Genomic DNA, 25401 nt, shown 5'->3' with positions numbered 1-25401 from the left:
GGCACCGTGGCGATCGATCTCAACGCCGACCTCGGCGAGGGTTACGGCATCTGGCGGCTGGGCGACGACGAGGCCCTGCTCGACCTGGTGACCAGTGCGAACGTCGCCTGCGGTTTCCACGCCGGTGATCCGCTGACCATCCGCCGCACCTGCGAGGCCGCGGTCGCCCGAGGGGTGCGGATCGGGGCTCAGGTCTCCTACCGCGACCTGGCCGGGTTCGGCCGCCGCGAGATGGAGGTGGATCCGGAGGAGCTCCGCGCCGAGGTGCTCTACCAGCTGGCGGCGGTGGACGGCGTCGCCCGCGCGGTGGGGGGCCGCGTCTCCTACGTCAAGCCGCACGGCGCGCTGTACAACCGCGTCTGCCGCGATCCCGAGCAGGCGGAGGCGGTCGCGGCGGCGGTCGCCGACTACGACCGGAGCCTGCCGGTGCTCACCCTGCCCGGCTCGGCCGTCCACGGGGTCGCCGCCCGCCACGGGCTCGCCACCGTCGCCGAGGCCTTCGCCGACCGCGCCTACACGCCCGCCGGGACGCTGGTCCCCCGCCGCTCCCCCGGCGCGGTGATCCACGACCCGGACGCGGTCGCGGCCCGGGCCGTGCGCATGGCGACCGCCCGGACGGTCGTCGCCGCCGACGGCTCCGAGGTCCCGGTGGACGCCCGCTCGATCTGCGTGCACGGCGACACCCCGGGCGCCGTACGGCTGGCGCGGGCCGTCCGCGACGGCCTGGCGCGGGCCGGGGTGGCCCTGGAGGCCTTCGCGTGAGCGGCGGCCCCGGCCCGGGCGCGCCGCAGGACGGCGTGCCCGTCCGGCCGGCCGGGGAGCACGGGCTGCTGGTGGAGACCGGGTCGCTGGAGGTCTCGCACCGCCTGGACGCGCTGCTGCGGGCCGACCGCCCGGCCGGGGTGACGGAGATCGTGCCCGGCCCCGCCACCGTGCTGGTCGTCGCGCCGGGCGCCGAGCCGGGACCGCTCAGGTCCCACCTGGCCGCGGCGGCGCGGGCCGCGCGCTCCCCGGATCCGGGCGGGGCCGCTCCCGGGCGCCTGGTGACGGTCCCGGTGGTCTACGACGGCGCCGACCTGGACGAGGTGGCGGCGCTGAGCGGGCTGACGGCCGGTGAGGTGGTGGAGCGGCACACCGGGCGGGAGCTGGTGGTGGGCTGGCTGGGGTTCGCCCCGGGGTTCGCCTACCTCACCGGCCTGGATCCCGCGCTGCACGTGCCTCGGCTGGCCACCCCGAGGACCTCGGTGCCCGCGGGGGCGGTGGCGGTCGCCGGACCCTACTCCGCCGTCTACCCCTCGGCCTCGCCGGGCGGCTGGCGGCTGCTCGGGCGCTCGCCGATGGCCGTGTGGGACGTGGCGGCCGATCCGCCCGCCGTACTGACGCCCGGCACCCGGGTACGTTTCCGGGCGGTCACCGGATGACGGCCAGACCCGTCCCCTCGCGGCCGGCGGCCGCATGATCGAGGTGATCGCGCCGGGCCCGTACGCCACGGTGCAGGACCTGGGCCGCCCCGGTTACGGGCATCTCGGGGTGCCCCGCTCCGGCGCCGCCGACGCGCCGAGCCTGCGGCTGGCCAACCGCCTGGTCGGCAATCCCGAGGGCGCCGCGGCGATCGAACTGACCTTCGGCGGGGCCGTGCTGCGCTTCCAGGGCGGTGCGTGGGCCGCGCTCACCGGCGCCGCCTGCCCGGTCGCCCTGCCGGGCGGTGCCGCCGGGATGTACGCGCCCTTCTGGGTCCCTGCGGGCGGCGAGCTCCGGGTGGGCGCTCCGGCGACCGGCCTGCGGACCTACGTCGCGGTCCGGGGCGGCGTCGACGTCCCCCCGGTCCTGGGCAGCCGGTCGGCGGACTCGCTCTCCGGTCTCGGCCCGGACCCGCTCGCCCCTGGCCGGATGCTGCCGGTGGGACCGTCCGCCGGTCTGCCGCCGATCACCGTGGACGCCGCTCCCCCGCCCGGGGGCGCACCCGGCTCTCTGCGGATCCTGCCCGGACCCAGGGACGACTGGTTCGCCCCGGGGGCGCTGGCCGCCCTGTGCGCGGAGCCGTACGAGGTGAGCCAGGACAGCAACCGGGTCGGCGTGCGGCTGCGGGGCACCCCGCTGGAGCGCACCCGGAGCGGGGAGCTGCCGAGCGAGGGCATGGTGGCGGGGGCCCTGCAGGTGCCGCCCGACGGGCGGCCTATCGTGTTCCTCGCCGACCACCCGCCGACCGGCGGTTATCCGGTGATCGCGGTTCTCGCCTCCGGCGATCTCGCAGCGGCCGCACAGCTGCGCCCCGGCGACCGGCTCCGCTTCCGCCTCTGACGGCTCCGCCTCGGCCTTCCGGCTCGGGTGGGATCACACTCTGACGGCTCCGGTCCGGGTGTGATCACATCGGCCCCCGGCTCCGGCTCCGGCTCCGGCTCCGGTGTGATCATGCCGGTCTCCGTTCCCGGCGACTCCGGCCGGCCACCGGCCGCGTCCACGCCTGCGGTGGTTCCCGCCCCGCCGGACGTCGTCCGTACCGCCCGGTTCCGTTATGTCCGAAAACCCTTTATCGTCATAGTGACGATTAAGGAGACGGCATGACGCTCGCAGAATTCCTCGAACCCCTCCTCCAACCTGTGTTCACCATCGCCGGGGCCCCGACCGGCCGGGCCGAGCTCCTGGGCTTCGCCACCGGGATCCTCACGGTCTGGCTGGTGGCCCGCCAGAACATCTGGAACTGGCCGATCGGCATCGTCAACGTGCTCCTGCTCGGGCTGGTCTTCCTCGCCGTCGGTCTCTACGCGGACGCCGCCCTGCAGGTCGTCTACGTCGCGCTCGGCCTGTACGGCTGGCGGCAGTGGCGGTACGGCGGGCCGGGCCGGACCCGGCCGGCGGTCCGCTCGACCGGGCGCGCCGAGTGGGCGGTGCTGACCGGCTGCGGCGCCGCCGGCACCGCGGCGCTCACCTTCGCCCTCACCGCCTGGACCGACTCGACGGTGCCCTTCTGGGACGCCCTGACCACCGCACTGTCCCTGATGGCCACCTACGGGCAGACCCGCAAGCTGGTGGAGTCGTGGTGGTTGTGGATCGCGGCCGATCTGGTCTACATCCCGCTCTACGCCTACAAGGGCCTCTACCTCACCAGCGCCCTCTACGTCGTCTTCCTCACCCTCTGCGTCTCGGGGCTGCTGGCCTGGCGCAGGGCCCTCCCGGCCCGGCCCGCCGCGGTGGCGGCATGAACGCCGGTCTGCCCCGTTTCGCCCACGGCCTGGTGATCGGCAAGTTCTACCCGCCCCACGCGGGCCACCACCACCTGATCGACACCGCGGCGGCGCGGTGCGCCCGGCTGAGCGTGGTGGTCGCCGCCTCGACCGCGGAGAGCGTCCCGCTGGCGCTGCGCGCGGCCTGGCTGCGCGAGGCGCACCCCCAGCCCGGGGTCGCGATCGCCCCGGTGGTCGACGACGTCGAGATCGACTACGACGATCCGGAGGTCTGGTCGGCGCACGTCGAGGTGTTCCGGCACGCCCTCGCCCTGGCGCACGGAGAGGTCCCGGCCGTCGACGCCGTCTTCTCCTCGGAGGAGTACGGCCCGGAGCTGGCCCGCCGGTTCGGCGCCGTCCACGTCGGCGTCGACCCCGGCCGGGAGCGCTTCCCCGTGAGCGGGACGGCGGTCCGCTCCGATCCCGTCTCGTGCTGGCCGTGGCTCTCCCCCGCGGTCCGCGGCCACCTGGCCCGCCGTGTCGTGGTCGTCGGCGCGGAGTCGAGCGGCACCACCACCCTGGCCAGGGAGCTGGCGGCCCACTACGCCGCCCGGGGCGGGCCGTGGGCGGGGACCCGGTGGGTGCCCGAGTACGGCAGGACGTACTGCGAGGAGAAGCTCGCCCTGGCACGGCGCCGGGCCAAGGCCGCCGGGCTGCCCGAACCGTGGCTCGACGACCTGGAATGGGAGTCCGCGGAGTTCGCGCTGATCGCCGAGCGGCAGTTGCTCTGGGAGGACGCCGCCGCCCGCGCCGGATCCCCGCTGCTGGTGTGCGACACCGACGCGTTCGCCACCGCGTTGTGGCACGAGCGCTACCTGGGCTCGCCCGGCGCCGTGCACCCGCGTGCCCGGCACGACCTGTGGATCCACACCTCGGTGGAGGGCGTGCCGTTCGAGCAGGACGGGTGGCGGGACGGCGAGGCGGTCCGGCACCGGATGGACGCGCGTTTCCGCGAGGAGCTGGCCGCGCGGGGGCTGCCGCACCTGGTGGTCTCCGGACCGCCGCGCGCGCGGCTGGAGCAGGCCGTCGAGGCGGTCGACGGCCTGCTCGCACGGGGATGGGACTTCGCCCCGCCGCTGTGAAGGACCGCTGTGAAGGACCGCCGTGAGGGGCCGCCTGAAGCGCGCGGTGCTATCGGTTCAGCAGGGCCTTCACCCGCTCGGTCTCGGCGGAGAGGGCGGCCGCCGGGACGTCCTCGAACAGTTCCACGGTGACCTCGCCGTTCTTCGCCTCCCAGACGCCCGCCACCCGGCCCCGGTGGACCACCACCGGGGAGATCCAGCCGGCCGCGCGGCTGACCTTCGCCCTGGCCTCCCGGGGCAGGAGCGGTTCGAGGTCGCGGGGGGCGCCGAGGATGTACTGGTCGAAGCCGGGGAGCAGGTGCACGCCCCCGGCGGGCGGGGTCGCGGCCAGCTCGTCGAGGTGCTCGGCGAGCAGGAGCATGGGACGGCCCTCGACCTCCACCTCGGCCAGCTCCGGGGCGAGGTCGCGGAACCAGCCGCGCAGGGCGGCCTTGCGGGCTCCGCCCCGGTAGAGCCAGGTGTCGAAGGTCTCCGGGGTGCCCGGGCCGTGGGCGCCGAGGAAGGAGCGGACCAGGACCGCGCCGCCCTCCGCCGCGGAGGGGAGTGCGGCGGGCCAGCCGGGCACGTGGTCGCGGGGGGAGGCGAAGGTCACCCTGCCGTCCCGGGGCGGCCCGTAGCAGAGCTCGCCGAGGAAGCTGAGCGGTTTGAGCAGCGCACCCCACCCCGAGGTGAGCGCCTCGGCGAGATGGCCGTCACCGGTGATCCCGATGACGGCCTCGACCAGCTCCTCGCGGGTGAGGGTCCGGCCTTCGAGCGCCTTCGGGACCGCGTCGAGGATCGAGGCCGTCTCCGCCGCGGTGACCCCGTGACCGCGCTGCCAGGACCCCTTGTCCCAGTGCCGGAACGAGCCGAGGACCGCGGCGTGGGCGGGCAGCTCGTCGGCGGGGACCAGGTGGAGCGTGCCGCGCGCCGTCCAGGTCTTGACCAGCGTGCGGTCGCGCCACAGGGCCTCGTCGATCTCGCCGCGCCGCGGGTCCGCCCGCCGTACGGCGACGGCGAGCTCGGCCGAGGACACCACCTGGGCCTGCACCCCGCTCAGCCGCCGGACCACCGACACCGCGTCCGGCCCGGCCGCCGGGTCGACGAACTGCCGTCTCAACCGCCACGCGAGCACCTGGGGCCAGGTCACCTGGAGAGTCACAGATCATTTCTACACCCGGGCGCCGACGGCGCCGGGCCGGGGGAGCGCCGGGGTCACTCGGTGAAGCCGATGTCCTGGTATCTCAGGTCGTAGAAGCCGCGGGCGCCGAGGTTGGCGATGGTCTTCTTGGCCGCGACGTTCTGCGGGCGCTGGTAGAGCGGGAGCACGTTGACCGCCTGCCAGATCAGCTTGTCGGCGGCGTTGGCCTTGGCGACGGCCTCGGCCGGGTCCAGCTCGGCGGTGGCGGCGTTCATCGCGGCGTCGATCTCCTTGGAGCCGATGCGGCCGAGGTTGGCGTTCCACTGCAGCTCACCCTTGGAGTCCTTGGTGGCGTTGGCGTACTGGCCGTAGCCGCTGGAGACCGGGAAGGGCGTGCCGACGTAGGAGAACGCGGTGATGTCGTAGTTGCCGGGGATGATGTATTTGGTGAAGTAGTCGTCGCTGGGCACCGACTGCAGGGTGACCTTGACGCCGATCTTGGCCAGCATGTTCTGCGTCAGCTCGGCCTCGGACTTGGTGAGCTGCAGGCCGGACGGGGCGACGAAGCGCAGGCTCAGTTCCTTGCCGTCCTTCTTGCGGACCTGGCCGGAGGTCTTCCAGCCGGCCGCGTCGAGCAGCTGCTTGGCCTTCTCGGGGTTGTAGGTCCCGACCTCCCCGGCGTTGTCCTGGTAGCCGCCCTGGGTGTTCATGAAGAAGTGGTTGTTCAGCAGGACGATCGGCCAGTCCAGGCCCTGCAGGTCGGACTGGGCGATGACCTGCCGGTCGACGCCCATCGCGACGGCCTGGCGGACCTTCACGTCGGAGAGCACCGCGCTCTCGCCGTTCATCGTCAGGTGCCGGAAGTCGGGACCGGCCGCCTGCCGTACGACCGCGTTCGCGGTGCCCTTGGCCCGCGCGTAGTCCGGAGCGGAGGGCCCGACGTCGAAGGTGTCCAGCTCGCCGTTGCTGAAGGCACCGACCAGGGCGTCGCTCTCCAGCGCCCGGAAGACGATCTGGTCCAGCTTGGCCCTGTCGCCCCACCAGGCGTCGTCGCGGTTGATCGTGATGGTCTTGGCCGTCTGGTCGAACGCGCCGAACTTGAACGGGCCCGCGGTCACCGGCACCTTGTTCACCCACGCGTTGTTGAAGGCGTCGGGACTGCCGTTGGTGCTCTTCGGGTAGAGCGGGATGAACAGCGACTGCCAGTCGCCGAAGGGCTTGGCGAAGGTGATGACGACCTCCTGGTCGCTCCTGCCCTTCTTCACGCTCTCGATGTCCTGGTAGCCGGTGGTGGTGGCGACCCGGTAGTCGGCGTTCCTGCCGTTCATCGCCTTCCACTGGGCCTCGTAGTCCTGCCAGGTGATGGCCTTGCCGTCGGACCACCTGGCCTTCGGGTTGAGCGTCAGCGTGACGACCTGCTTGGGGGCGGTCGCCGTGACCTTCGCGGCGGTGACGTAGTCGGGGCTGACCGAGATCTGGCCCTTCTCGTTCGAGCGGAAGGCCGAGGGCATGAGCGCGTCGGTGACCTTCTTGACCATCGCGAGGTTGCCGTCGACGTGGTTGAGGTTCCAGTTGGTCGGATACTCGTTGAGGCCCCAGCGGAGCAGTCCGCCGTCCTTGACCTGGTCGCGCGCGACCGGGTTGATGTCGTAGGCCTTGACCGGGGACCCGGGGGCGCCCGGCGACGCCCCGCTCTGCCCTCCCCCGCCGGGCCCGGTCTGCCCGCAGCCGGCCAGAGCCGGTGCGCACGCCACGGTCAGGGCGGCGGCGAGCGCGCCCATGCGCCGGACAATCATCACGGTTCCTCCTGGTTCATACGACTTTGATCTTCTCGGCGTAGTGACACGCGGCGCCCTGGTCCTCGTCCAGCACCCGGATCACGGGCTCCTCGTCCACGCACCGCTCCCGCTCCCCGTCGGACAGCACGTCGCGGAACTTCGGGCAGCGGGTGCGGAACCGGCAGCCCGAGGGCGGGGCGGCCGGGCTCGGCAGGTCCCCTTCGAGCAGGATCCGGGTCCGGGAGCGCTCCTTCTCGGGGTCGGGCAGCGGGATCGCCGAGAGCAGCGCCTGGGTGTAGGGGTGCATGGGGGTGTCGTAGACCCGGTCCACCTGGCCGATCTCGGCGATCTTCCCGAGGTACATGACCGCGATCCGGTCGGCGATGTGCCGGACCACCGACAGGTCGTGCGCGACGAACAGGTAGGACAGCCCGAGCCGGTCCTTCAGGTCCTCCAGCAGGTTGATCACGCCCGCCTGGATGGAGACGTCCAGCGCCGAGACCGGCTCGTCCAGCACGATCAGCTTCGGCTCCAGCGCCAGGGCGCGGGCGATGCCGATGCGCTGGCGCTGGCCGCCGGAGAAGTCCTGCGGGTAGCGGGCCGCGTGCTGCTGGTCCAGCCCGACCAGCAGCAGCAGCTCCCGCACGCGCGGCCCCGGATCCCCGACCCCGTGCGTGCGCAGCGGCTCGGCGAGGATGTCGTGGACGGTCATCCTCGGGTCCAGCGAGGCCAGCGGGTCCTGGAAGACCACCTGCATGTCGCGGCGGACGGCCATCCGGTCGCGGGAGGTCATCGCGGCGGTGTCGCGCCCCAGCACCGTGACGGTGCCGCGCTGGGGCCTGGCCAGCTCCAGGATCTCCATCAGCGTCGTCGTCTTGCCGCAGCCCGACTCCCCCACCAGCCCGAGCGTCTCGCCCTCGCGGATGTCGAAGCCGATGCCGTCCACGGCGTACACCGTGCCGACCCGGCGTTTGAAGACCGCCCCCTTCATCAGGGGGTAGTGGCGGATCAGGTCGTCCACCGCCAGGACCGCCCCGCGCTCGCCGCGCGGCACCGAAAGGCGCCGCTCACCGGCTCCGGCCCCCGGCGCGGCGGGACGGCCCGCCCTGCCGCCCCCGCTGCGGGCGTAGACCTCGCCGGGCGGAATCCGCCCCTCCTCGATCTCCCCGGCGCGGATGCACGCGGCCCGCCGCTCGCCGAAGCCCACCGGCTCCAGCGGCGGCTCGGCCGCGTCGCACTCGGGGATCACCATCGGGCAGCGCGGCGCGAACGGGCAGCCCGGCGGGAGCGCGTCCGGCGACGGCGGATTGCCCTCGATCGGGACCAGCCGCCGCCGTCCGCCCAGGTCCAGCCGCGGGACCGAGCCGAGCAGGCCGATGGTGTACGGCATGCGCGGGCGGTAGTAGATGTCGTCGACCGGGCCGGTCTCGACGGGGCGCCCGGCGTACATGACCAGGACCCGGTCGGCGAACCCGGCCACCACCCCCAGGTCGTGCGTGATCATGACGATCGCCGCACCGGTCTCCCGCTGCGCGGTCTTGAGGACCTCCAGCACCTGCGCCTGGATGGTGACGTCGAGCGCGGTGGTCGGCTCGTCGCAGATGATCACGTCGGGGTCGTTGGCGATCGCCATCGCGATCACCGCCCGCTGGCGCATGCCGCCGGAGAACTCGTGCGGGAACGCCCTGGCCCGCTGGGCCGGGTTGGGGATGCCGACCAGGTCGAGCAGTTCGACGGCCCGCCTGTCCGCGGCCTGCCTGCTCACGTCCTGGTGGATCCGGACGGCCTCGGCGATCTGGTCGCCGACCCGGTAGACCGGGGTGAGCGCGGAGAGCGGATCCTGGAAGACCATCGAGATCGTCTTGCCGCGGAAGGCGGTGAGCCGCTTCTCGCCCGCGCCCAGGATCTCGCGGCCCTTCAGCCGCACCGAGCCGGTGACCCGGGCGTGCGCGGGGAGCAGCCCCATCACGGCCAGCGAGGTCACCGACTTGCCCGAGCCTGACTCGCCGACGATGCCGAGCACCTCGCCGGGGTGGAGCGCGTAGCCGACCCCCCGCACCGCGTGCACCGCGCCGGGACCGGAGCCGAAGGTGACGTCGAGGCCGGTGACCTCGAGGACGGGGTCGCTCATCGGTTCCTCTTCGCGGTGGGGTCGAAGGCGTCGCGCAGGGAGTCTCCGACCAGGTTCACCGCGAGCACGGTGACGACCAGCAGCCCGGCGCAGAACCAGAACGTCCAGGGGGCGTAGACCGCCGTTCTGGCGCCGTCGGCGATGAGGCTGCCCATGGAGACGTCCGGCGGCTGGATGCCGAAGCCGAAGTAGGACAGGGAGGTCTCGGTCAGGATGGCCGCGCTCACGTTCAGCGTGGCGTCCACGATCAGCAGGGACGACAGGTTGGGGATGACGTGCCGAAAGATGATTTTGATCGGGTGCACGCCCATGAACCTGGCGGCGTGGATGAACTCGCGCTCCTTGAGCGAGATGGTCATGCTCCGCACGATCTTGGAGGTGACCATCCACAGGAACAGCGCCAGCATCAGCACGAACAGCAGCCACTGGCCCTCGGCGAAGAGCGGCGACATGATCGCCAGGATGAGGAAGGCCGGGAGCACGAGCAGCAGGTCGGTGACCCACATCAGCGTGCGGTCGGTCCAGCCGAGGAAGTAGCCCGCGAAGGCGCCCACCACCGCCGCCAGCCCGGTGCCGACCACCGCGGCGAGCAGCCCGACGATCAGCGACTTCTGCATGCCGCGCAGCGTGACGGCGTACACGTCGGCGCCGGTCTGCAGGGTGCCCCACCAGTGCTCGGCCGAGGGCGGCTGCAGGAACGCCGTGAAGTCCTTGTCGGTGTAGGTCCACTTGCTCAGGTGCGGCCCCGCGAACGCGAGCAGGAACATCACCGTCAGCAGCGCGAACCCGATCCGCCCCTGCCCCGAGCGGAAGAACCGCCCCGCGACCACCCGCAGGCGCGAAGGGGTCCCGATCCTCTCGACGCCCGCCAGTTCCTCGGCGTGCTCCTCGTCGGCGATGCTCATCATCCCACCCGGACCCGCGGGTCGAGGACGGCGTGCAGCACGTCGGAGGCGAGCGAGGCCACCAGCACCGCGAAGGCCGCGAAGCAGCTGATCGCCGCGACGCTGTTCACGTCGTTGGTGTAGATGGAGTTGACCAGCTGCTCCCCCATGCCATGCCAGCCGAAGATCTTCTCGGTGAAGGTGGTGCCCACCAGCAGCGCGCCGAAGGTGAACGCGAAGTAGGTGACCGCCGGGATCAGCGCGGTGCGCAGCGCGTGCTTGATCAGCGCGGTACGGCGGCGCAGGCCCTTGGCCATCGCGGTGCGGATGAAGTCCGCGCCGAGCACGTCCAGCATCATGTTGCGCTGGTAGCGGCTGTAGATGGCGATCAGGCCCAGCGAGAGCGAGATCGTCGGCAGGATCAGATGCTGGATGCGGTCGACCACCCGGGCCCAGAACCCGCCCGTCAGGCCGGCGGAGAACTCGCCGCTGACGTACACGATCGGCTGGGGCAGCAGGCCGTTGACCCAGACCGCGGCGATGATCAGCATGTTCGCGAGCACCACGGTCGGGATCGCGAGCACGAAGAAGGATGCGCCGGTGGACACCCGGTCGAACGCGCCGTACTGCCTGACCGCGGCGTAGGCGCCGACCAGCACTCCGGTGACGCTGCCGAGGACCAGCCCGATCGTGATCAGGCGCAGGGTGACGCCGATGCGGCGGGCCAGGTCCTCGTTGACCGAGCCTCCGGTCACCATCCTGCCGAAGTCACCCCGGGCGACGCCCCCCGCCCACGTCAGATAGCGCTCGAAGACCGGGGTCCTGTCGTTGAGGTTGAGCTCGGTGAGCCGGGCGTCGATCACCGCCGGAGGGATCGGCGGGTTGCGCCCCTCGTAGTTGGCACGGGGGTTGAGCGCTCCGGCCGCCAGCATGTAGGCGAGGCTGGTGGCGACGACGATCAGCACGACATAGTTGAGCAACCTGCGGAAAAGGAATCCCGCCATCGCCCTCCCTCCGGAGCACTCAGCTGTCTGCGGCCATACTGCTACATGATGTAATCATCAGAACGCATAGAGTCGCCAATCGGGGTCCGATCTCGGCCAAGTGCTGTGTTGATGGCGACGCTGCGCGTCGCGGCTCGGGGGCCGGTAACCGCCGTCTTCCCTCGTCACGTGCTCGCTGTGACACTGCGACGCTGCGCGTCGCGGCTCGGGGGCCGGTAACCGCCGTCTTCCCTCGTCACGTGCTCGCTTCGCTGCGCGCGCTCCTCAGTCCAGACGACGGAGCCCCCTCGCGGGCTGCGCGCGCTCCTCAGTCCAGACGCCGGAGCCCCCTCGCGGGTCCACGGCGACGCTGCGCGTCGCGGCTCGGGGGCGGTGGGGCGGCCCGGGTCAGCGGCCGGCGAGTTCGTCGACGGCGGCGCGCACGTCGGCGCTGGTGATGGTGGTGAGGTCCGCGGCGCTGGCGGCACCGTCGAGAGCGGCCAGGCGCACGTCGCGGCGCATCGCGGCGCGCTCGTACAGCGAGCGGGCGAAACGGCCGTTGCCCAGGCCGTCGATCAGCCCGTCCTCGCAGACCCAGGTGAAGACGTCGGCCAGATCGTGGCGGGCGGGGGCGTCGAACCGGTCGCCCGACCGCCCGGCGAGCAGCTCGGCGATCTCGGTGAGCTCGGCCGGCGTGTAGGAGGGGAACTGCACCCGCTGGTTGAACCGGCTGGACAGGCCCGGGTTGGTCGCCAGGAAGGCGTCCATCTCCCGTTCGTATCCGGCCAGGATGATCACCAGCCGGTCGCGGTCGTCCTCGGCCCGCTTGAGCAGCGTCTGCACCGCCTCCGCGCCGAAGGCGTCGCCGCCGGCGTAGCCGCCGTTCACCAGGCTGTAGGCCTCGTCGACGAAGAGCACCCCGCCGAGCGCCCGGTCCACCAGTTCGTTCGTCTTGATCGCGGTGGCGCCCAGGTGCTGGCCGACCAGGTCGGCCCGCTGCGCCTCCACCACGTCCGGCCGCACCAGCAGGCCCAGCGCGGCGAAGACCCGGCCGAGGACGCGGGCCACGGTGGTCTTGCCGGTGCCCGGCGGTCCGGTGAAGACGAAATGCCGCATCTGCGGTGGGGTGGGCAGGCCGCGCTCCTGGCGCATCCTCGCCATCCGGAGCTGTGCGGCGATCGCGTGCACCTGCCGCTTGACCGGCTCCAGACCCGCCATGCCGTCCAGCTCGCCGAGCGCCTCCTCCAGGGTGGGGGTGGCCTGGTAGTCCTGGTAGCGGGCGGTGAGCTCGCCGAACGCCTTCGCGACGTCCGGCCCGGTGACGGTCACCAGGTCCTCGGTGGTGGGCGAGCCGCCCGCGCCGACCACCCGCACGTCGCGCGCCTGCGCCGCCGCCTCCACCAGGCTGCGCACGAACCGGGCGTTGCCCAGCTCGTCGACGATGCCCCGGCGGTGGAGGTCCTCGAACCGGGCCAGGAGCGCGGGCCGCACCCCCCCGGCCATCCGGTCGCCCCGCCGCGTCTGCAGCGACTCGGTGATCTCGGCCAGTTCCCCGGCCGAGTAACCGGGGAAGCGGACGCGGGTCGCGAACCTGCTGGACAGACCGGGGTTGGAGGACAGGAAGGCGCCCATCTCCTTCTCGTAACCCGCCAGGATGACGATCAGCCGGTCGCGGTCGTCCTCGGCCCGCTTGAGCAGCGTCTGCACCGCCTCGGAGCCGAACCGGTCGGGCTGGCCGTCACCGGAGTTGATCAGGCTGTAGGCCTCGTCGATGAAGAGCACCCCGCCGAGCGCCCGGTCGATCAGCTCGTTCGTCTTGATCGCCGTCGCGCCGAGGAACTCCCCGACCAGGTCGGCCCGCTGGGCCTCCACCACGTAGGGCGTCTCCAGCAGGCCGAAGGCGTAGAAGATCTTCGCGACGGTCCTGGCCACGCTGGTCTTCCCGGTGCCGGGCGGGCCGACGAAGACGAAGTGGCGCATCGGCGGATCGGTGGCGTAGCCGGCCTCCCTGCGCAGGCGGGAGGCCTCGATCGAGGCGGCGATGGAGCGGACCTGCTCCTTCACCGGAGCCAGGCCGACCATGCCGTCCAGCTCGCCGAGCGCCTCCTCGACCGAGATGGGCGGCGGCGCGGCCCTGTCCGCGGACTGCTGCGGCGGCGGCCCGCCGTCCCTGAGCCTGACCCGGACCGGCTGGTCCCGGACCGCCGCCCCCGCCCTGACCTGACGGGCCTGGACCAGCCGGTAGACCAGCACGGCGGCGGCCGTGCCGTACGCGGCCCACAGGACGACGGCGGACGGGAATCCGGCGAGGACGAGGACGAGGGCGATCACTCCCGCGCAGGCCAGCGCCGCCAGCGCGGTCAGCCACGGCGGGACCCAGCTGATCAGGTGTGCGGCCCCCGCCACCGGGAGGGCCAGGAGCATCAGCCCCAGTGGGATCCACGACTGCGGGAACCGCCCGTCGAGCAGGCTCGTCATCGTCAGCCAGGGCACCACCACCGCCACCGTGGCGGCGGCGCGCGGGAAGCGCAGGGCGAGCGTGGCGAAGCCGAGCAGGGCGAGCGTGAGGAGGAAGGCGGTGACCGGCTGCCAGCCCAGGCCCAGCGCCAGCCCGACCGCCCCGATCAGCACGGCGGCATGGATCAGCCTGCGCTTTCCCGGTGAAAGGCGGAAGTAGCGCAGTCGCACCTGTTCGAACAGGTCCCGCGCCGCAGCCCGCCCCGCCGGCCTGGCCCTGTCGGAGTCCCGCATCACGCCTCCCCGGTCTGCCCCCGGTTATACCGCACCGGGAGGGGATTTGGGCGTGTCCGAGCACCGCACCGCGCGCCGGGCGGACCTCCGCCGCGCCGGGCCCGCCACCGGTCCCCCGCCACCGATCCCGGCCGCCGGTCCGGCCGCCGGGGACGCCGGACCGCTCACCCGTCGCGGAAGCGGCCCTGGTGGCGGCCGGGGTACTCCCCGACCACGACGTGCTCGGGGGTGACCCGGAGCGTCTCGGCCTCGGCGTCGCCGATCGCGATGCCGCGCACCTCGGCCCAGAACCTGCGCCGCAGCGGGTCGCCGACGAACACCGTCACCCTCGGATCGTGTTCGGCCGCGTCCCGCGCGGCGCCGGCGGCGATCAGCCGCAGCTCCCCTGCCGGGCCGACCGAGCCGATCGAACCGACGGCCAGCGCGCGCGGCCCCGTCGGGCCGGCGTAAGCGAGGACCACCCCGCAGCCGGAGGTGAAGGCGTGCCGCACCTCCCCGCTCAGGCGCACCGGCGGCCGCACGTCGCCGGGCGTACGGCGGCCGCGGCCGTCGCCCATGGCCAGCGAGGCCCGCCGCGGTCCGGGCGCGCCCCTCCACCACGCCCGGACCGACCTGATGGCGTAGACGGCCACCGCCGCCACCAGCACCCCGACCGCCGCCTGCCACGTCAGGCGGACCAGCCGGCCGGGGAGTCCGAGGAGCGCCGCGGCGGCCGCTCCGCCGAGCGCGAGCGAGGCCGCCACGAGGAGCGCCAGCGTCCCGGCCAGGCAGCGGTCCGCGGCCAGGATCCCGCGCAGGTGCGGGGCCAGGCCGCCGCCGCGGTGGACCCGGAGCAGGGCGAGGGTCACGACCGGCGCCACGAGGCCCCAGCGGGGATCGCCCAGCGCTCCGGCGGCCGCCGCGGCCCCGGCCAGGACCGACCACGCGCGGCCCGCCACGAGCCAGAGCGTCACCCCGGTGTCGCGCCGGGCCGTACGGTCCCCGCCCGCCGCGGAGAACTCGGCCAGCGCCCGGACCGGCCGGCCCCGCCACGCCTCGGCCAGCACCCGCGCGACGAGCAGCGCGGCGCCGTTGAGGAGCACCACCCCCGCCGGAGCCGCCCACGGACCCGCCGCGGGACCGGGCGGCACCGCCGTACCCGGCAGCGCCTCCGGAAGGGTGGCGACCGCCGTGACGTAGGCCGCCACCGCCACCGGCGCGGCCGCGACGGTCAGGCCGAGCCACACGTCGCGCGTGAGCATCGCGGGGACATAGGACCAGAGCCCGATCCTGCGGGCCTGCCGGAGGGTGATCGCCAGGACCGCGGCGGGCGCCGCCGCGGCGCAGATCCTCGCCTCGGCGGTGAGGCCGGGGCCGAGGGCCGCCGCGACGGCCGCGAGGAGGGCCGCGGCGAGCAGGATCCGGGTCTGCCGCGACCACGTCTCCAGGGCGCGCCGGGTCCGGCCGGTCTCCCGGGGGTCGACCGGCCAGGCGGGGTCGTGGTGGTTGCGGGGCCGTTCCCAGCGCAGGAACGCCAGGCCGAGGTTGACCCTCGCGCCGGGGTGGTCGCCCGCCCGGCGCAACGCGGCCCGGTAGGCGTCCCGGGCCCGCCCGTGCTCTCCGCGCAGGAGCGCGAGGTCCCCCGCGAGCACGTGCGGGTCGGGCTCCTCCGGGGCGTAGCGCACCGCCCTGGCCGCCTGCGACCACGCCTCCGACCACCGCCCCGGGATCCGGCGGAGGGCCGAGCCGAGGCGCAGCCGCGCCGCCCAGGATCCCGGGGCCAGCCGTACGGCCTCCTCGGCGGCGGCCACGGCCTCCGCATCGCGGCCGAGCCGTTCGAAGGCGAGACTGGCGAGGCGGTAGCCCCAGCCGGCGGCGGGCCCGTCCGGGGAGTCGTGCTCCACCGCCCGGCGCGCGGCCTCCAGCGCGGCCTCCGGCCTGCCCCGGGCCAGCCGGTCCAGGGCCGCGGCGCACCACCGGTGCGGGTCGTCCGGATCCGGCGGGACGGGGACCCCGACGAGGTCCCGGTCGCCGGAACCGCTCACCACGACGGCTCTCGCACCTGGCTCTGACTCCCCACGACCGCCATGGTGCGGGGAGGACCACCGTTTGCCTAGACGGCGGATAGAGGGGTCTATCTCTCTAGAGAGGTCGCGGATTCCCGTGCCGGGTGGCGCATTCCATCCCGGATCAATCTTCCGGCGGGCCCCCGCCCACTCCTGCGGATGGCCTAAGCTGCCACGCATGTTCGCCCGGGCCGGTACCCCCGCCAGCCGCGCATGACCGCCGTGGGGGTCGCCGCCGACACCAGGCGCGCCGGGACCGGCACGCGCTCATCCGGGACCGGCCGCTGGTCGGTCCTCGCCCTGCTCTGCCTGAGCCTGCTGCTCATCGCGGTGGACGCCACCGTGCTGCACATCGCCGGCCCGGCCCTGACCGCGGCGCTCGACCCGAGCTCCGTGCAGATGCTGTGGATCGTCGACGGCTACTCCCTGGTGGTCGCGCCGCTGCTGCTGACCTTCGGCACGCTCGGCGACCGCCACGGGCGCAGGCGCCTGGTCCTGACCGGCTACGTGGTGTTCGGCGCCGCCTCGGCCGCCGCCGCGTTCGCCCCCACCGCCACCGCGCTCATCGCCGCGCGGATGCTCCTCGGCGTCGGCGGAGCCATGATCATGCCCGCCACGCTCTCCATCATCCGGCAGGTCTTCACCGACCGCCGGGAGCGGGCGATCGCGCTGGGCGTGTGGAGCGCGGTCGCGGCGGCCGGGGCTGCGGCCGGGCCGCTGCTCGGCGGGCTGCTCGTCGAGCGCTTCTGGTGGGGCGCCGTCTTCCTGATCAACGTGCCGATCCTGCTGGTCCTGCTGCCCGCCGCGGCGCGGATCCTGCCGGAGTCCCGGACCCGCGCCGGGCAGCCGTGGGACGCGCCGAGCGCGCTGCTGTCGGTGCTGGGCATCCTCGCGTTCGCGTTCGGTCTGAAGGAGGCGGGCGCCGGCCGTCCGGAGGGGGTGGCGGCGTTCCTGGGGGGCGTCGCGCTGCTGGCCTGGTTCGTGCGCCGGCAGCGGCGGCTGGCCGTTCCCCTGCTGGACCTGAGCCTGTTCCGGCGGCGGTCCTTCTCCACCGGGGTGGCCGCGGTGCTGCTGACCGTCTTCTCCCTGGTCGGCCTCCAGCTGATGCTCGCCCAGTACCTCCAGCTCGTGCTCGGTGACAGCCCGCCGGGCGCCGCGGTCCGGATGCTGCCGCTGATGGCCGCCTCGGTGGCCGGCGGGCTCGCGGGCGCGCACCTGCTGCGCCGGCTCGGGTTGCGCGCCACGATGGGCGGCGGTCTGGCGCTGACCGCGCTGTCCCTGGCCCCCACCCTGGCCTGGGGCACCGAGGAGCACCCGCTGGCGCTCGCGCTCTGCTTCGTCGGCATCGGCTTCGGCATCCAGGTCGCGCTGCTGGCCGCCTCCGACACGATCATGTCCTCGGCCTCCGAGTCCCACGCGGGCGGCGCCGCCGCGATCGAGGAGACCGCCTACGAGCTCGGCGCCGGGCTGGGCGTCGCGGTGCTCGGCACGGTCACCACCGCCGTCTACGCGCCCTCGCTCGCCCCCGTCGAAGGCGTCTCCGCCGAGCTGATGGAACGGGCCCGCCAGTCGCTGGCCGCCGCCGACGCCGTGGCACGCGAACTCGGCGGTCAGGGCGGGGCGGCGCTGCTCGCGCAGGCCCGGCTCGCCTTCGTCTCCGGGCTGCACTCCACGATCGCCGTCAGCGTGCTGCTGCTCGGCGTCACCGCCGCCGCGGTGGCGGTCCTGGTGCCGCGCGGGCCCGACGACCGGAGCGGCCCGGACTGACCGGGTCCGGATGATTCCCGGTCGCGGCTATGGGCAAGAAGGGCGGACCGGACCAGAATGAGGAGCCGTGCGACAAACCCTCCACGATATCGCCGCCCTGGCCGCCAGGCTGGGCGTCGGCGGGATCTTCTTCGCCAACGGCTGGGACAAGCTGGAGGCGGGCCTGACCGCGACCGGCCTGCAGTTCGCCACGCTGGGCGCCCCCGCCCCGGGGGTCTGGGCCGGGGCGACCATGCTGATGGAGCTCATCGGCGGGGCCCTGCTGGTGGCGGGCCTGGCCGTGCCGGTCTGCGGGCTGCTGCTGTTCGCCGAGGCCGTCGCGGTGTTCGTGATCGCCAACGGTGATCAGGGGCTCCCGCTGACCGGCGGCGAGGTGAACCTGATCGTCGCGCTCGGCGCGGCCTCGGTGCTGCTGGCCGTCAACGGGGCCGGGCGCCTGTCGGTCGACCACATGGTGGTGATCAAGAGGCGCGAGGCCGAGGCCGCGGAGGACTTCGCCGCCGACTCCGAGGCCGACGACGTCCTCGCCTCGCTGCGCGAGCCGGAGGCGGCCGTCCCCTCCCCCGGCGCACCGGTACGGCAGGCCGGCCCGGAAGGCCCCGGCGCCCCGGCGCCAGCGGCCGCACCGGCCGCACCGGCCGCCCCGCCGGTCTCCGGGAAGCCGGACGCCGGCACCGGGGAGACCGCCGAGCCCGCCCCCTCCCGGCCTCGGGGCCGCCGCCGCGGCACGGCCGAGCAGCCCGTGCCCGGCAAGTCGGCAGACGTCCTGGTGGCCAGGGAGAAGGACGCCTCGGCGGACGGCTGACCTCCCGCCGGCCGTCCGCGGAGCTCCGCCGGCGGCAGGGCCGTGCCGGGCCGCTCGTCCGCCCCTCCGCCCCGTCCGGCGGCGGACGCGGCGGTCCGCCGTCTCACATCATGATTCATTCGATGCGCGATCGCCGATCTTGCCGTCACAATGTCCGGCATGCGGCTACCTGGCTGGTTCGCCGAGCGGGTGGAGCCCGCTCCCCCCGAGAGCGAACTGCGCGTCTCCACGCTTGAACTCTTCTTCGATCTGGTCTTCGTCTTCACCGTCACCCAGCTCACCTGGCTCGTGGCGGACGGCATCCAGGAGGGCAGACCGCTCGAGGGCGCCCTCCGGGTGCTGCTGGTGTTCGGCGTCCTGTGGTGGATGTACGCGGGCTACGCCTGGCTGACCAACGCGGTCCCGCCGGTCCGGCCGGCCCGGCGGGTGCTGATCCTGCTCGGCATGGTCGGCTTCCTGATCACGGCACTGGCGATCCCGTCGGCCTTCGACGGCGACGGCCCGGCGTTCGCGGTCGGTTACCTGCTCCTGGTCCTCGTCCACGCGGGGCTGTACCTCCAGTCGACCGCGGCCATCGCCCGGGTGATCCCGTTCAACCTCGGCGGGGTCGCGCTGATCGGCCTGGCCGGCGTGGTCGGCAGGCCGTACGACCACCTGCTCTGGGGTATGGCGGTGCTGCTGCTGTGGGGCAGCCCCTACTTCATCGGGCAGAAGGGCTTCGAGCTGCGGGCCGGGCACATCGTCGAGCGGCACGGGCTGCTGGTGATCGTGGCGCTCGGGGAGTCGATCGTGGCCCTCGGCATCGGTGCCCGGGGATTCCACGTCGGTCCCGCCCTCGGCGTGACGGCGGCGCTCGGCCTCGCGCTGGCCGCCTGCCTGTGGTGGATCCACTTCGGCGGGGACGACGAGACGCGCGCCGAGCACATCCTCGCCGGGGCCGACCCGATACGGCGCACCCGGCTGGTCCTCGGCGCCTACTTCTACGCGCACATCCCGATGCTGCTGGGCATCGTCGCGGTCGCGGCCGGGGTCAAGAAGGCGATCGGCCACCCGGTCGACCCGCTCAAACCCTCGGCCGCCGTCACCCTGGCCGTCGGTGCGGCGCTCTTCCTTGCGGGCAACGCCTGGTTCCGCCGGGTGCTCGGGATCGGCCGCAACCGCCTGAGAATCGCGGGGGCGCTGGCCGCACCGGTGAGCGTCGCCCTCGGCCTCTGGTCGGCCATGGCCCAGCTGGTCGTCCTGGTCGTCCTGGTGAGCGCGGTGGCCGTCCTCGAAAGGCGACCGACCGCGGCCCCTTCGCCCGTCCGGGCCTCCGCGCCCGTCCGCTGAAGCCGGGTCCCGCGCGACCGGATCCTCGCGCAGCCGTCCGCCGGGGACGAGTCCCCGGCGGACCCCGGCGGACCTACCGCCGGGCGGTCTTCGCCATGCCCTGCTCCACGCCCTGCTGCGCCGGGATGTCGGCCCGGTCGACGATCGTGCTCTCGCCCTCGCTGCGGGCGCAGTGCGCGCAGCAGTACCAGCGCCGGTCGGCCTCGACCCCGTGTCCGACGATCCGGACCCCGCAGTGCTCGCAGATCGGCGCCATCATCTGGATCGCGCACTCGAAGCAGTCGAAGGTGTGCACCGCCCCCTGCGCGTGCACCTCGAAACTCATGTCGTAGTCGTTACCGCAGACTTCGCACCGTGCCATGTCTCCCCCGAGAACTCGTGGCGTTTCCCGCAGGGGTCTACCCAGAACCGCCCATCCGACGCTCCGGTCCGCCGTCACCCGGCGTGAGGCCGATGAGCCTCCGAGTCACGAAACCCATTGAACCCGGACGCGCCACGCCTATAGGTTTGCCGCCGTGGACGTCAGGCAGCCGCCCGGCAAGCGGCCGCCAATCACACGTCAAGCGAGAGCGGCCATAGTCAGGGGCAAGGAAAGGGGCAGACCATGCGACGCATCAGGATCACCCGGCCGCGCGGCCGCCGCCGTCCCACCCGGGCCTGCGACCTGGACCTCCGATCGCCGTCGGGGCGGCGACTGCCCTACTAGCCAGGTCTTTACGGTCGTCTTATACGATTAAGTGCATAGTGCGCATAACGGAACAATCACGCCGGGGGGCTCAATGAAGAGACTTGTGGTCGTGCCACCATATGTCACGCGGCTCAAGATCCGGGACATCCGTTCTGGAACGCGCCGCAGGACGAGCGGTGACGCCAAGGTCGTCGATCTGCGCGCCTACACGGGCCGCAACGTCGTCCGTCTCCCCCTCACGAGCGGTCCCACCCCCGCAGCCTGAACCGGACCGTCCGAAGATCTGAGAAGTCCCGGAAAGACCCGCCCCGTGCGGGTCTTTCCGCGTTCCCTGCCACCGCCGTCGGGTCCGGCCGCCACGTCGGCGGGCGGGGCCCGCCCCTCCCGGCCGGATCTCCGCGCCGCGCGGCGTCCGGGAACCGCTCCCGGTCAGGCGGCGCCCACCCGGAGCGTCGGACCGGGACCGCCGCCGGGCCCCGGGTCCCCCGATCACCGGGCCGGCGTGGCGGAGGTTCCGAGGATCCACCCAAGCATAGAACGGAACATTACGTTCCATGGTTTACATTGGCCTCATGGAGACGAGCAGCAGCACGCCGATGAGCGGCCGCAAGGCCCAGGCCGCGCGGAACGACCACGTGATCCTGCAGGCCGCCCGGGAGGTCTTCGTCGCCGATCCCGGCGCGCCGATCTCCGCGGTGGCCGAGCGCGCCGGGGTGGGCATCAGCGCGCTCTACCGCCGCTACGCCGGCAAGGAGATCCTGCTCCGCAAGCTCTGCTCCGACGGGCTGAAACTCTACATCGCCGAGGCGGAGGCGGCCCTGGCCGACGACGGCGACCCCTGGACCGTCTTCGCCCGCTTCATGCGCCGCATCGTGGAGGCCGACACCCACTCCCTCACCCTGAGCCTGGCCGGGACCTTCACCCCGGACGAGGACCTCCACCGCGAGTCCGCCCGCGCCGAGCGGCTCGCCCTGGAGGTCTTCGAACGGGCCAGGGACGCCGGGGTCCTCCGTCCCGGGCTGGAGGTCGCCGACCTTTCGATGATCTTCGAGCAGCTCGCCTCCGTCCGGCTCGGCGACGAGGAGCGCACCGCGCAGATGAGGCACCGCTACCTGGCCCTGGTCCTCGACTCCCTCCGCCTGACCTCGGCCGGTCCGCTGCCGGGCCCGCCGCCCACCGCGGAGGAGATCGGCCGCCGCTGGTCGACCGCCTGACACCGGGCGGGCCCGCACGGGCCGCCCTCCTGCGGGTACGGCCCGGCCACCGCACCGGAGGCGTCCGCCGGAGCGGAGCGGTCTCAGCGGACGGCCTCTCCGTCGTCGCGGCCACCGGCGGGAACGCGGCGGGATCCGCCCCTCACGGCGGTGGAGCCTCGCGCCGGCCGCACAGGTCCCGGACGGCCGGCGCCTCTCCGGGAGCCGGGACCCGGAGGGTGAAGGTCGAGCCCTCACCCGGGACGCTGGTGGCGGTGATGGTGCCGTGATGGGCCTCGGCGATGGCCTTGGCGATGGTCAGCCCCAGGCCGATGCCCTGGATGGCGGCCTCGGTGCTGGAGCGGGTGCGGTAGAACCGGTCGAACACGTGCGGCAGGTCCTCGGCGTCGATGCCGACACCGGCGTCGCTGACGGCGATCGACACGGTGTCACCGGCCGCCGAGGCCGACACGGTGATCGGGCTGTCCGCCGGTGAGAACTTGGCCGCGTTCGACAGCAGGGCTCCCAGCGCCCGCACCAGAAGGCCCCGGTCGGCCCGGACGAGGGGAAGACCCTCGTCGACGCGCACCAGGACCGGGTGATCGCTGGAGCGCGTCTGGGCGGACATCGCCTGCACCGCCTCGGCGATGATCTCGTCCACCGGCGTCGGGGCGGAGGTGACGCTCAGCCCGCCGGCGGTGGTGGTGACCGCCAGCAGGTCTTCGACCAGCCGCTGCAACCGCATGGCGTTGTGGGTCATGGCGTCCAGCATCCGCAGCCGCCGGTCGGCCGACAGGTCGTCGTTGCCGAGGGTGAGGATCTCCAGGTAGCCGAGGACGCTCACCAGCGGGGTGCGCAGCTCGTGGCCGACGGCGTCGATGAACTCGTCCTTGGCCCGATCCAGCTCCTGCAGCCGCGTCACGACGGCCTGCTGCTGGGTGTAGGCCTCGCGCAGCGCCTGCTCCACGCGGCGGCGGTCGGTGATGTCGTGGACGAAGGCGTTGAAGATCCACGTATCGGCCTGGCGGGTGGCCCAGAACACCATCTCGGCGGGGAACTCGCTGCCGTCGGAGCGCAGCGCGGCCAGCTCCAGCCGCCGCCCCATCAGCCGGGACCGTCCGGTGGCCAGGAAGCGGGCCAGGTCGGTCTGGTAGTCCTCCCGGTAGCGGACCGGCATGATCGTCTCGTGCAGGACCGTGCCGATGGCCCGGTCGCGCGGGATCCCGAACATGCGCTCGGCCGTGGCGTTCCAGCCGACGATGCGGTCGTCGGCGTCGACGGACACGAAGGCCTCCACCGAGGTCTCGACGACCTGCTCCAGCCGGCGCCGGGCGGCTTCGGCCTCCTGCCGGGCGCGGTGGCGGTCGATCGCCCGGCCCATCTGACGGCTCAGGCTGGCCAGCACCCGCAGCAGCGACTCGTCCGGTTCGACCGCCTCATGGCAGAAGAACTCCAGCACCGCGGCCACGCCGTCGGCGGTCACCACCGGAAGCGCGAACGCCGCCCGCACCCCTACGTCCGCCCCGTGCCGGGCGCGGGTGAACAGCGGGTCGCGGGTGACGTCGCGTGACCACACCGGCTCGCCGGTGGCCGCGGCCCGGCCGACGATGTCCGTCCCGGCCGGGATCCGCGTGGCGGCAGTCGCCTGGTACAGCAGCGGGAACTCCTTGACCGCGCCCGTCCAGGCTCCCGAGGAGACGAACCGGTCGCCGCCGCCTTCCGGCACCCAGATGTGGCCCAGTGGCCAACCGGTCGCCTTGCGGATAGCGCGCAGCGTCGCCCGTGCCGCCGATTCCAGATCGTCGCCGGCGCTGAGGGCCGCGGTGACGCCGTCCAGCAGCGCCAGCAGCGCCGTTTCCCGTTCCTGATCCCGCACGGCCGCCCCCCTGCTCCCGGTCACCGCGCAACCCATGAGGCGACCGCTCCCCCCTGTGCGACCTTACGTGACGGGAGGGGTGCACACCGTTTCCGATGGCGGCGCCGGGCACTCGCGGCTTCCCGCAGCGGCACCGCGGCCCGGCCGAGCGGCATGCCGGACACCGGTCCGGTTTCCGTGATCGGACCGGGACCGGACACGCACAGGCCCCCTACGGTCGTGCCATGCACGCACGACTCGGCGACGACCTCGCCCGACTGCCCGGCCTGCTCGACGAGACGCGGGCCCACGCCGTACGGCTCCTCACCGGGCTGGACGACCGCCCGGTCGCCCTGACCACCGGGCCGCCCGCGCCCGAGCCCCTGCCCGTCACCGGGACAGGCGCGGCGGGGGCGCTGGAGGCCTTCGCCCGGCGCTGGGAGCCGGGTTTCGCCGCCAGCGCCGGGCCGCGCTACCTAGGCTTCGTCACCGGCGGCGCCACCCCCGCCTCGCTGGCAGGCGACTGGCTCACCGGCGCGCTGGACCAGAACCCCACCTCCGGCATCGACTCCAGCGCCCCGGACCTGGAGCGGGAGACCGTCGCCTGGCTGCGCGAGCTGTTCGGTCTGCCCCCGGAGCACGCCGGGGCCTTCGTCAGCGGCGCGACGATGTCCAACTTCACCGGCCTGGCCGTCGCCCGGGAATGGGTGGGCGAGCGGCGCGGTGTCCGCGTGTCCGAGCAGGGGGCGGCGGCCCTCGGCCCCGTCCCCGTGCTCTCGGCGAGCCCGCACTCCAGCGTCGGCAAGTCCCTGTCCATGCTCGGGCTGGGACGCTCCGCGCTCCGGAGGGTCGACGCGCTGCCCGGGCGGGAGGCCGTCGACCCGGCCCGGCTGGAGGAGGCGCTGGAGTCCCTCGGCGGCGAGCCCGCGATCGTGGTCGCCAACGCGGGGACGGTGAACACCGTGGACTTCGACGACCTGCGTGCGATCGCCGCCCTGCGCGAGCGGTATCCCTTCTGGTTGCACGTGGACGCGGCCTTCGGCGCCTTCGCCGCGCTCTCCCCGGACCACGCCCACCTGCTCGACGGGCTCGGCGAGGCCGACTCGGTCTGCGTGGACCTGCACAAGTGGCTGAACGTCCCCTACGACAGCGCGGTCCAGTTCACCCGCCGCCGCGACCTGCAGGTCCGGGTCTTCGCCAACTCCGCGGCCTACCTCGGACCGCTCGGCGACGACCTGGACCGGGTCGACCTGGTCCACCTGACCCCGGAGAACTCCCGGCGGCTGCGCGCCCTGCCCGCCTGGTTCACGCTCACCGCCTACGGCCGCGAGGGCCACGCCGAGATCGTCCGGCGCGACATCGCACTGGCCGGGCTGCTCGGCGAGCGCGTCGCCGCGCTGCCCGGCTACCGCCTGCTGGCCCCCGTCCGGCTCAACGTGGTCTGCTTCACGCCGGAGGACTCCCCGGAACGCGCCGGGGAGCTGGTCTCGGCGATCATCGAGTCCGGCGAGGCCTTCCTCACCCCCACCGTCTACGGCGGGGTGCCGGCGCTCCGCGCCGCGTTCAGTAACTGGCGCACCACCGAGGCCGACGTCGAGCGCGTCGCGAAGGTCCTGGAACGGCTCGCGCCGTGACCTCTCGACCGACTGCGGGAGCCTCTCCGCCCGCCCCGGATCCGGGCCCTCGGCGCATCGTGAACGAGGGGGCGGCGATCGGCTCGCCGCTCCCCTGTTCCTCCGCCGTCACCGGCTCGCACGGGGCGGACG

General features: G+C 73.9%; 20 protein-coding genes. 11 read left to right on the top strand and 9 right to left on the bottom strand.

The window, feature by feature from the left end; all coding sequences use genetic code 11:
• The first annotated feature begins 6 nt into the window (after nt 1–6).
• The 5 genes from IEZ06_RS10350 (at nt 7) to IEZ06_RS10330 (ending at nt 4306) form a co-directional block, all read left to right on the top strand.
• Entirely contained in the window at nt 7–762 is a 756-nt protein-coding gene (locus IEZ06_RS10350; RefSeq protein WP_203871871.1) for a LamB/YcsF family protein, read from the top strand.
• Nucleotides 763–797: 35 nt separating this feature from the next.
• Nucleotides 798–1421, top strand: coding sequence for a 5-oxoprolinase subunit B family protein (locus tag IEZ06_RS10345; protein WP_189236536.1), 624 nt, complete (start codon nt 798–800; stop codon nt 1419–1421).
• A 34-nt stretch (nt 1422–1455) separates the two neighbouring features.
• On the top strand, nt 1456–2301 hold the full coding sequence (locus tag IEZ06_RS10340) for a 5-oxoprolinase subunit C family protein (RefSeq protein WP_189236454.1): 846 nt from the start codon (nt 1456–1458) through the stop codon (nt 2299–2301).
• A gap of 260 nt (nt 2302–2561) precedes the next feature.
• Entirely contained in the window at nt 2562–3203 is a 642-nt protein-coding gene (gene pnuC, locus IEZ06_RS10335; protein ID WP_189236453.1) for a nicotinamide riboside transporter PnuC, read from the top strand.
• Nucleotides 3200–4306 (top strand): AAA family ATPase, encoded by a 1107-nt coding sequence (locus tag IEZ06_RS10330; RefSeq protein WP_203871872.1) that lies wholly within the window; start codon nt 3200–3202, stop codon nt 4304–4306. Before pnuC ends, IEZ06_RS10330 begins: the two co-directional genes overlap by 4 nt.
• A gap of 49 nt (nt 4307–4355) precedes the next feature.
• On the opposite strand, the gene IEZ06_RS10325 is transcribed toward IEZ06_RS10330, so the two are convergent.
• The 7 genes from IEZ06_RS10325 to IEZ06_RS10295 all read right to left on the bottom strand — a co-directional run bounded on the left by IEZ06_RS10325 (nt 4356) and on the right by IEZ06_RS10295 (nt 15980).
• A complete protein-coding gene (locus IEZ06_RS10325) occupies nt 4356–5447 on the bottom strand; it encodes a winged helix DNA-binding domain-containing protein (protein ID WP_189236452.1) in 1092 nt (363 codons plus the stop codon).
• A gap of 53 nt (nt 5448–5500) precedes the next feature.
• Nucleotides 5501–7222, bottom strand: a complete 1722-nt coding sequence (locus IEZ06_RS37155) for an ABC transporter family substrate-binding protein (protein ID WP_268245590.1) — start codon at nt 7220–7222, stop codon at nt 5501–5503.
• A gap of 16 nt (nt 7223–7238) precedes the next feature.
• On the bottom strand, nt 7239–9335 hold the full coding sequence (locus IEZ06_RS10315; protein ID WP_189236450.1) for an ABC transporter ATP-binding protein: 2097 nt from the start codon (nt 9333–9335) through the stop codon (nt 7239–7241).
• Nucleotides 9332–10240 carry an ABC transporter permease gene (locus tag IEZ06_RS10310; RefSeq protein ID WP_189236449.1) on the bottom strand — a complete coding sequence of 303 codons (909 nt, stop codon included), beginning with the start codon at nt 10238–10240 and terminating at the stop codon, nt 9332–9334. Before IEZ06_RS10310 ends, IEZ06_RS10315 begins: the two co-directional genes overlap by 4 nt.
• A complete protein-coding gene (locus IEZ06_RS10305; RefSeq protein WP_189236448.1) occupies nt 10240–11223 on the bottom strand; it encodes an ABC transporter permease in 984 nt (327 codons plus the stop codon). The genes IEZ06_RS10310 and IEZ06_RS10305 overlap by 1 nt, the downstream gene beginning before the upstream one ends.
• Nucleotides 11224–11610: 387 nt before the next feature.
• On the bottom strand, nt 11611–13953 hold the full coding sequence (locus tag IEZ06_RS10300) for an AAA family ATPase (protein WP_189236447.1): 2343 nt from the start codon (nt 13951–13953) through the stop codon (nt 11611–11613).
• A 164-nt stretch (nt 13954–14117) separates the two neighbouring features.
• A complete protein-coding gene (locus tag IEZ06_RS10295) occupies nt 14118–15980 on the bottom strand; it encodes a tetratricopeptide repeat protein (protein ID WP_189236446.1) in 1863 nt (620 codons plus the stop codon).
• A 231-nt stretch (nt 15981–16211) separates the two neighbouring features.
• Here IEZ06_RS10295 and IEZ06_RS10290 point away from each other — a divergent pair, with 231 nt between their 5' ends.
• The 3 genes from IEZ06_RS10290 to IEZ06_RS10280 all read left to right on the top strand — a co-directional run bounded on the left by IEZ06_RS10290 (nt 16212) and on the right by IEZ06_RS10280 (nt 19899).
• Nucleotides 16212–17765 carry an MFS transporter gene (locus IEZ06_RS10290; RefSeq protein WP_189236445.1) on the top strand — a complete coding sequence of 518 codons (1554 nt, stop codon included), beginning with the start codon at nt 16212–16214 and terminating at the stop codon, nt 17763–17765.
• Between the two features lie 67 nt (nt 17766–17832).
• Entirely contained in the window at nt 17833–18570 is a 738-nt protein-coding gene (locus tag IEZ06_RS10285; protein ID WP_189236444.1) for a DoxX family protein, read from the top strand.
• Nucleotides 18571–18729: 159 nt separating this feature from the next.
• On the top strand, nt 18730–19899 hold the full coding sequence (locus tag IEZ06_RS10280) for a low temperature requirement protein A (protein WP_189236443.1): 1170 nt from the start codon (nt 18730–18732) through the stop codon (nt 19897–19899).
• Nucleotides 19900–19972: 73 nt separating this feature from the next.
• Here IEZ06_RS10280 and IEZ06_RS10275 read toward each other — a convergent pair whose 3' ends face one another.
• Nucleotides 19973–20260, bottom strand: a complete 288-nt coding sequence (locus IEZ06_RS10275; RefSeq protein WP_189236442.1) for a metallothionein — start codon at nt 20258–20260, stop codon at nt 19973–19975.
• A 436-nt stretch (nt 20261–20696) separates the two neighbouring features.
• Here IEZ06_RS10275 and IEZ06_RS10270 point away from each other — a divergent pair, with 436 nt between their 5' ends.
• Complete coding sequence (locus IEZ06_RS10270) at nt 20697–20852, top strand: hypothetical protein (RefSeq protein ID WP_189236543.1); 156 nt, start codon at nt 20697–20699, stop codon at nt 20850–20852.
• A gap of 307 nt (nt 20853–21159) precedes the next feature.
• Entirely contained in the window at nt 21160–21801 is a 642-nt protein-coding gene (locus tag IEZ06_RS10265; protein ID WP_229797921.1) for a TetR/AcrR family transcriptional regulator, read from the top strand.
• A gap of 142 nt (nt 21802–21943) precedes the next feature.
• On the opposite strand, the gene IEZ06_RS10260 is transcribed toward IEZ06_RS10265, so the two are convergent.
• Entirely contained in the window at nt 21944–23656 is a 1713-nt protein-coding gene (locus IEZ06_RS10260; RefSeq protein WP_189236441.1) for a sensor histidine kinase, read from the bottom strand.
• Between the two features lie 224 nt (nt 23657–23880).
• Here IEZ06_RS10260 and IEZ06_RS10255 point away from each other — a divergent pair, with 224 nt between their 5' ends.
• Nucleotides 23881–25269 carry a pyridoxal phosphate-dependent decarboxylase family protein gene (locus tag IEZ06_RS10255; RefSeq protein ID WP_189236440.1) on the top strand — a complete coding sequence of 463 codons (1389 nt, stop codon included), beginning with the start codon at nt 23881–23883 and terminating at the stop codon, nt 25267–25269.
• Nucleotides 25270–25401: the final 132 nt, after the last annotated feature.

Origin of the sequence: Planomonospora antibiotica, assembly GCF_014647955.1 — a bacterium.
GTDB lineage: Bacteria > Actinomycetota > Actinomycetes > Streptosporangiales > Streptosporangiaceae > Planomonospora > Planomonospora parontospora.
This window is presented reverse-complemented; position numbering and strand designations above follow the sequence as displayed.

Excerpts from the sequence above, each read along its gene's own strand:
- IEZ06_RS10340 (WP_189236454.1), top strand. The coding sequence starts at position 1,456 with ATGATCGAGGTGATCGCGCCGGGCCCGTACGCCACGGTGCAGGACCTG.
- pnuC (WP_189236453.1), top strand. The coding sequence starts at position 2,562 with ATGACGCTCGCAGAATTCCTCGAACCCCTCCTCCAACCTGTGTTCACC.
- IEZ06_RS10330 (WP_203871872.1), top strand. The coding sequence starts at position 3,200 with ATGAACGCCGGTCTGCCCCGTTTCGCCCACGGCCTGGTGATCGGCAAG.
- IEZ06_RS37155 (WP_268245590.1), bottom strand. The coding sequence starts at position 7,222 with ATGATTGTCCGGCGCATGGGCGCGCTCGCCGCCGCCCTGACCGTGGCG.
- IEZ06_RS10315 (WP_189236450.1), bottom strand. The coding sequence starts at position 9,335 with ATGAGCGACCCCGTCCTCGAGGTCACCGGCCTCGACGTCACCTTCGGC.
- IEZ06_RS10310 (WP_189236449.1), bottom strand. The coding sequence starts at position 10,240 with ATGAGCATCGCCGACGAGGAGCACGCCGAGGAACTGGCGGGCGTCGAG.
- IEZ06_RS10305 (WP_189236448.1), bottom strand. The coding sequence starts at position 11,223 with ATGGCGGGATTCCTTTTCCGCAGGTTGCTCAACTATGTCGTGCTGATC.
- IEZ06_RS10300 (WP_189236447.1), bottom strand. The coding sequence starts at position 13,953 with ATGCGGGACTCCGACAGGGCCAGGCCGGCGGGGCGGGCTGCGGCGCGG.
- IEZ06_RS10290 (WP_189236445.1), top strand. The coding sequence starts at position 16,212 with ATGACCGCCGTGGGGGTCGCCGCCGACACCAGGCGCGCCGGGACCGGC.
- IEZ06_RS10280 (WP_189236443.1), top strand. The coding sequence starts at position 18,730 with ATGCGGCTACCTGGCTGGTTCGCCGAGCGGGTGGAGCCCGCTCCCCCC.
- IEZ06_RS10275 (WP_189236442.1), bottom strand. The coding sequence starts at position 20,260 with ATGGCACGGTGCGAAGTCTGCGGTAACGACTACGACATGAGTTTCGAG.
- IEZ06_RS10265 (WP_229797921.1), top strand. The coding sequence starts at position 21,160 with ATGGAGACGAGCAGCAGCACGCCGATGAGCGGCCGCAAGGCCCAGGCC.
- IEZ06_RS10255 (WP_189236440.1), top strand. The coding sequence starts at position 23,881 with ATGCACGCACGACTCGGCGACGACCTCGCCCGACTGCCCGGCCTGCTC.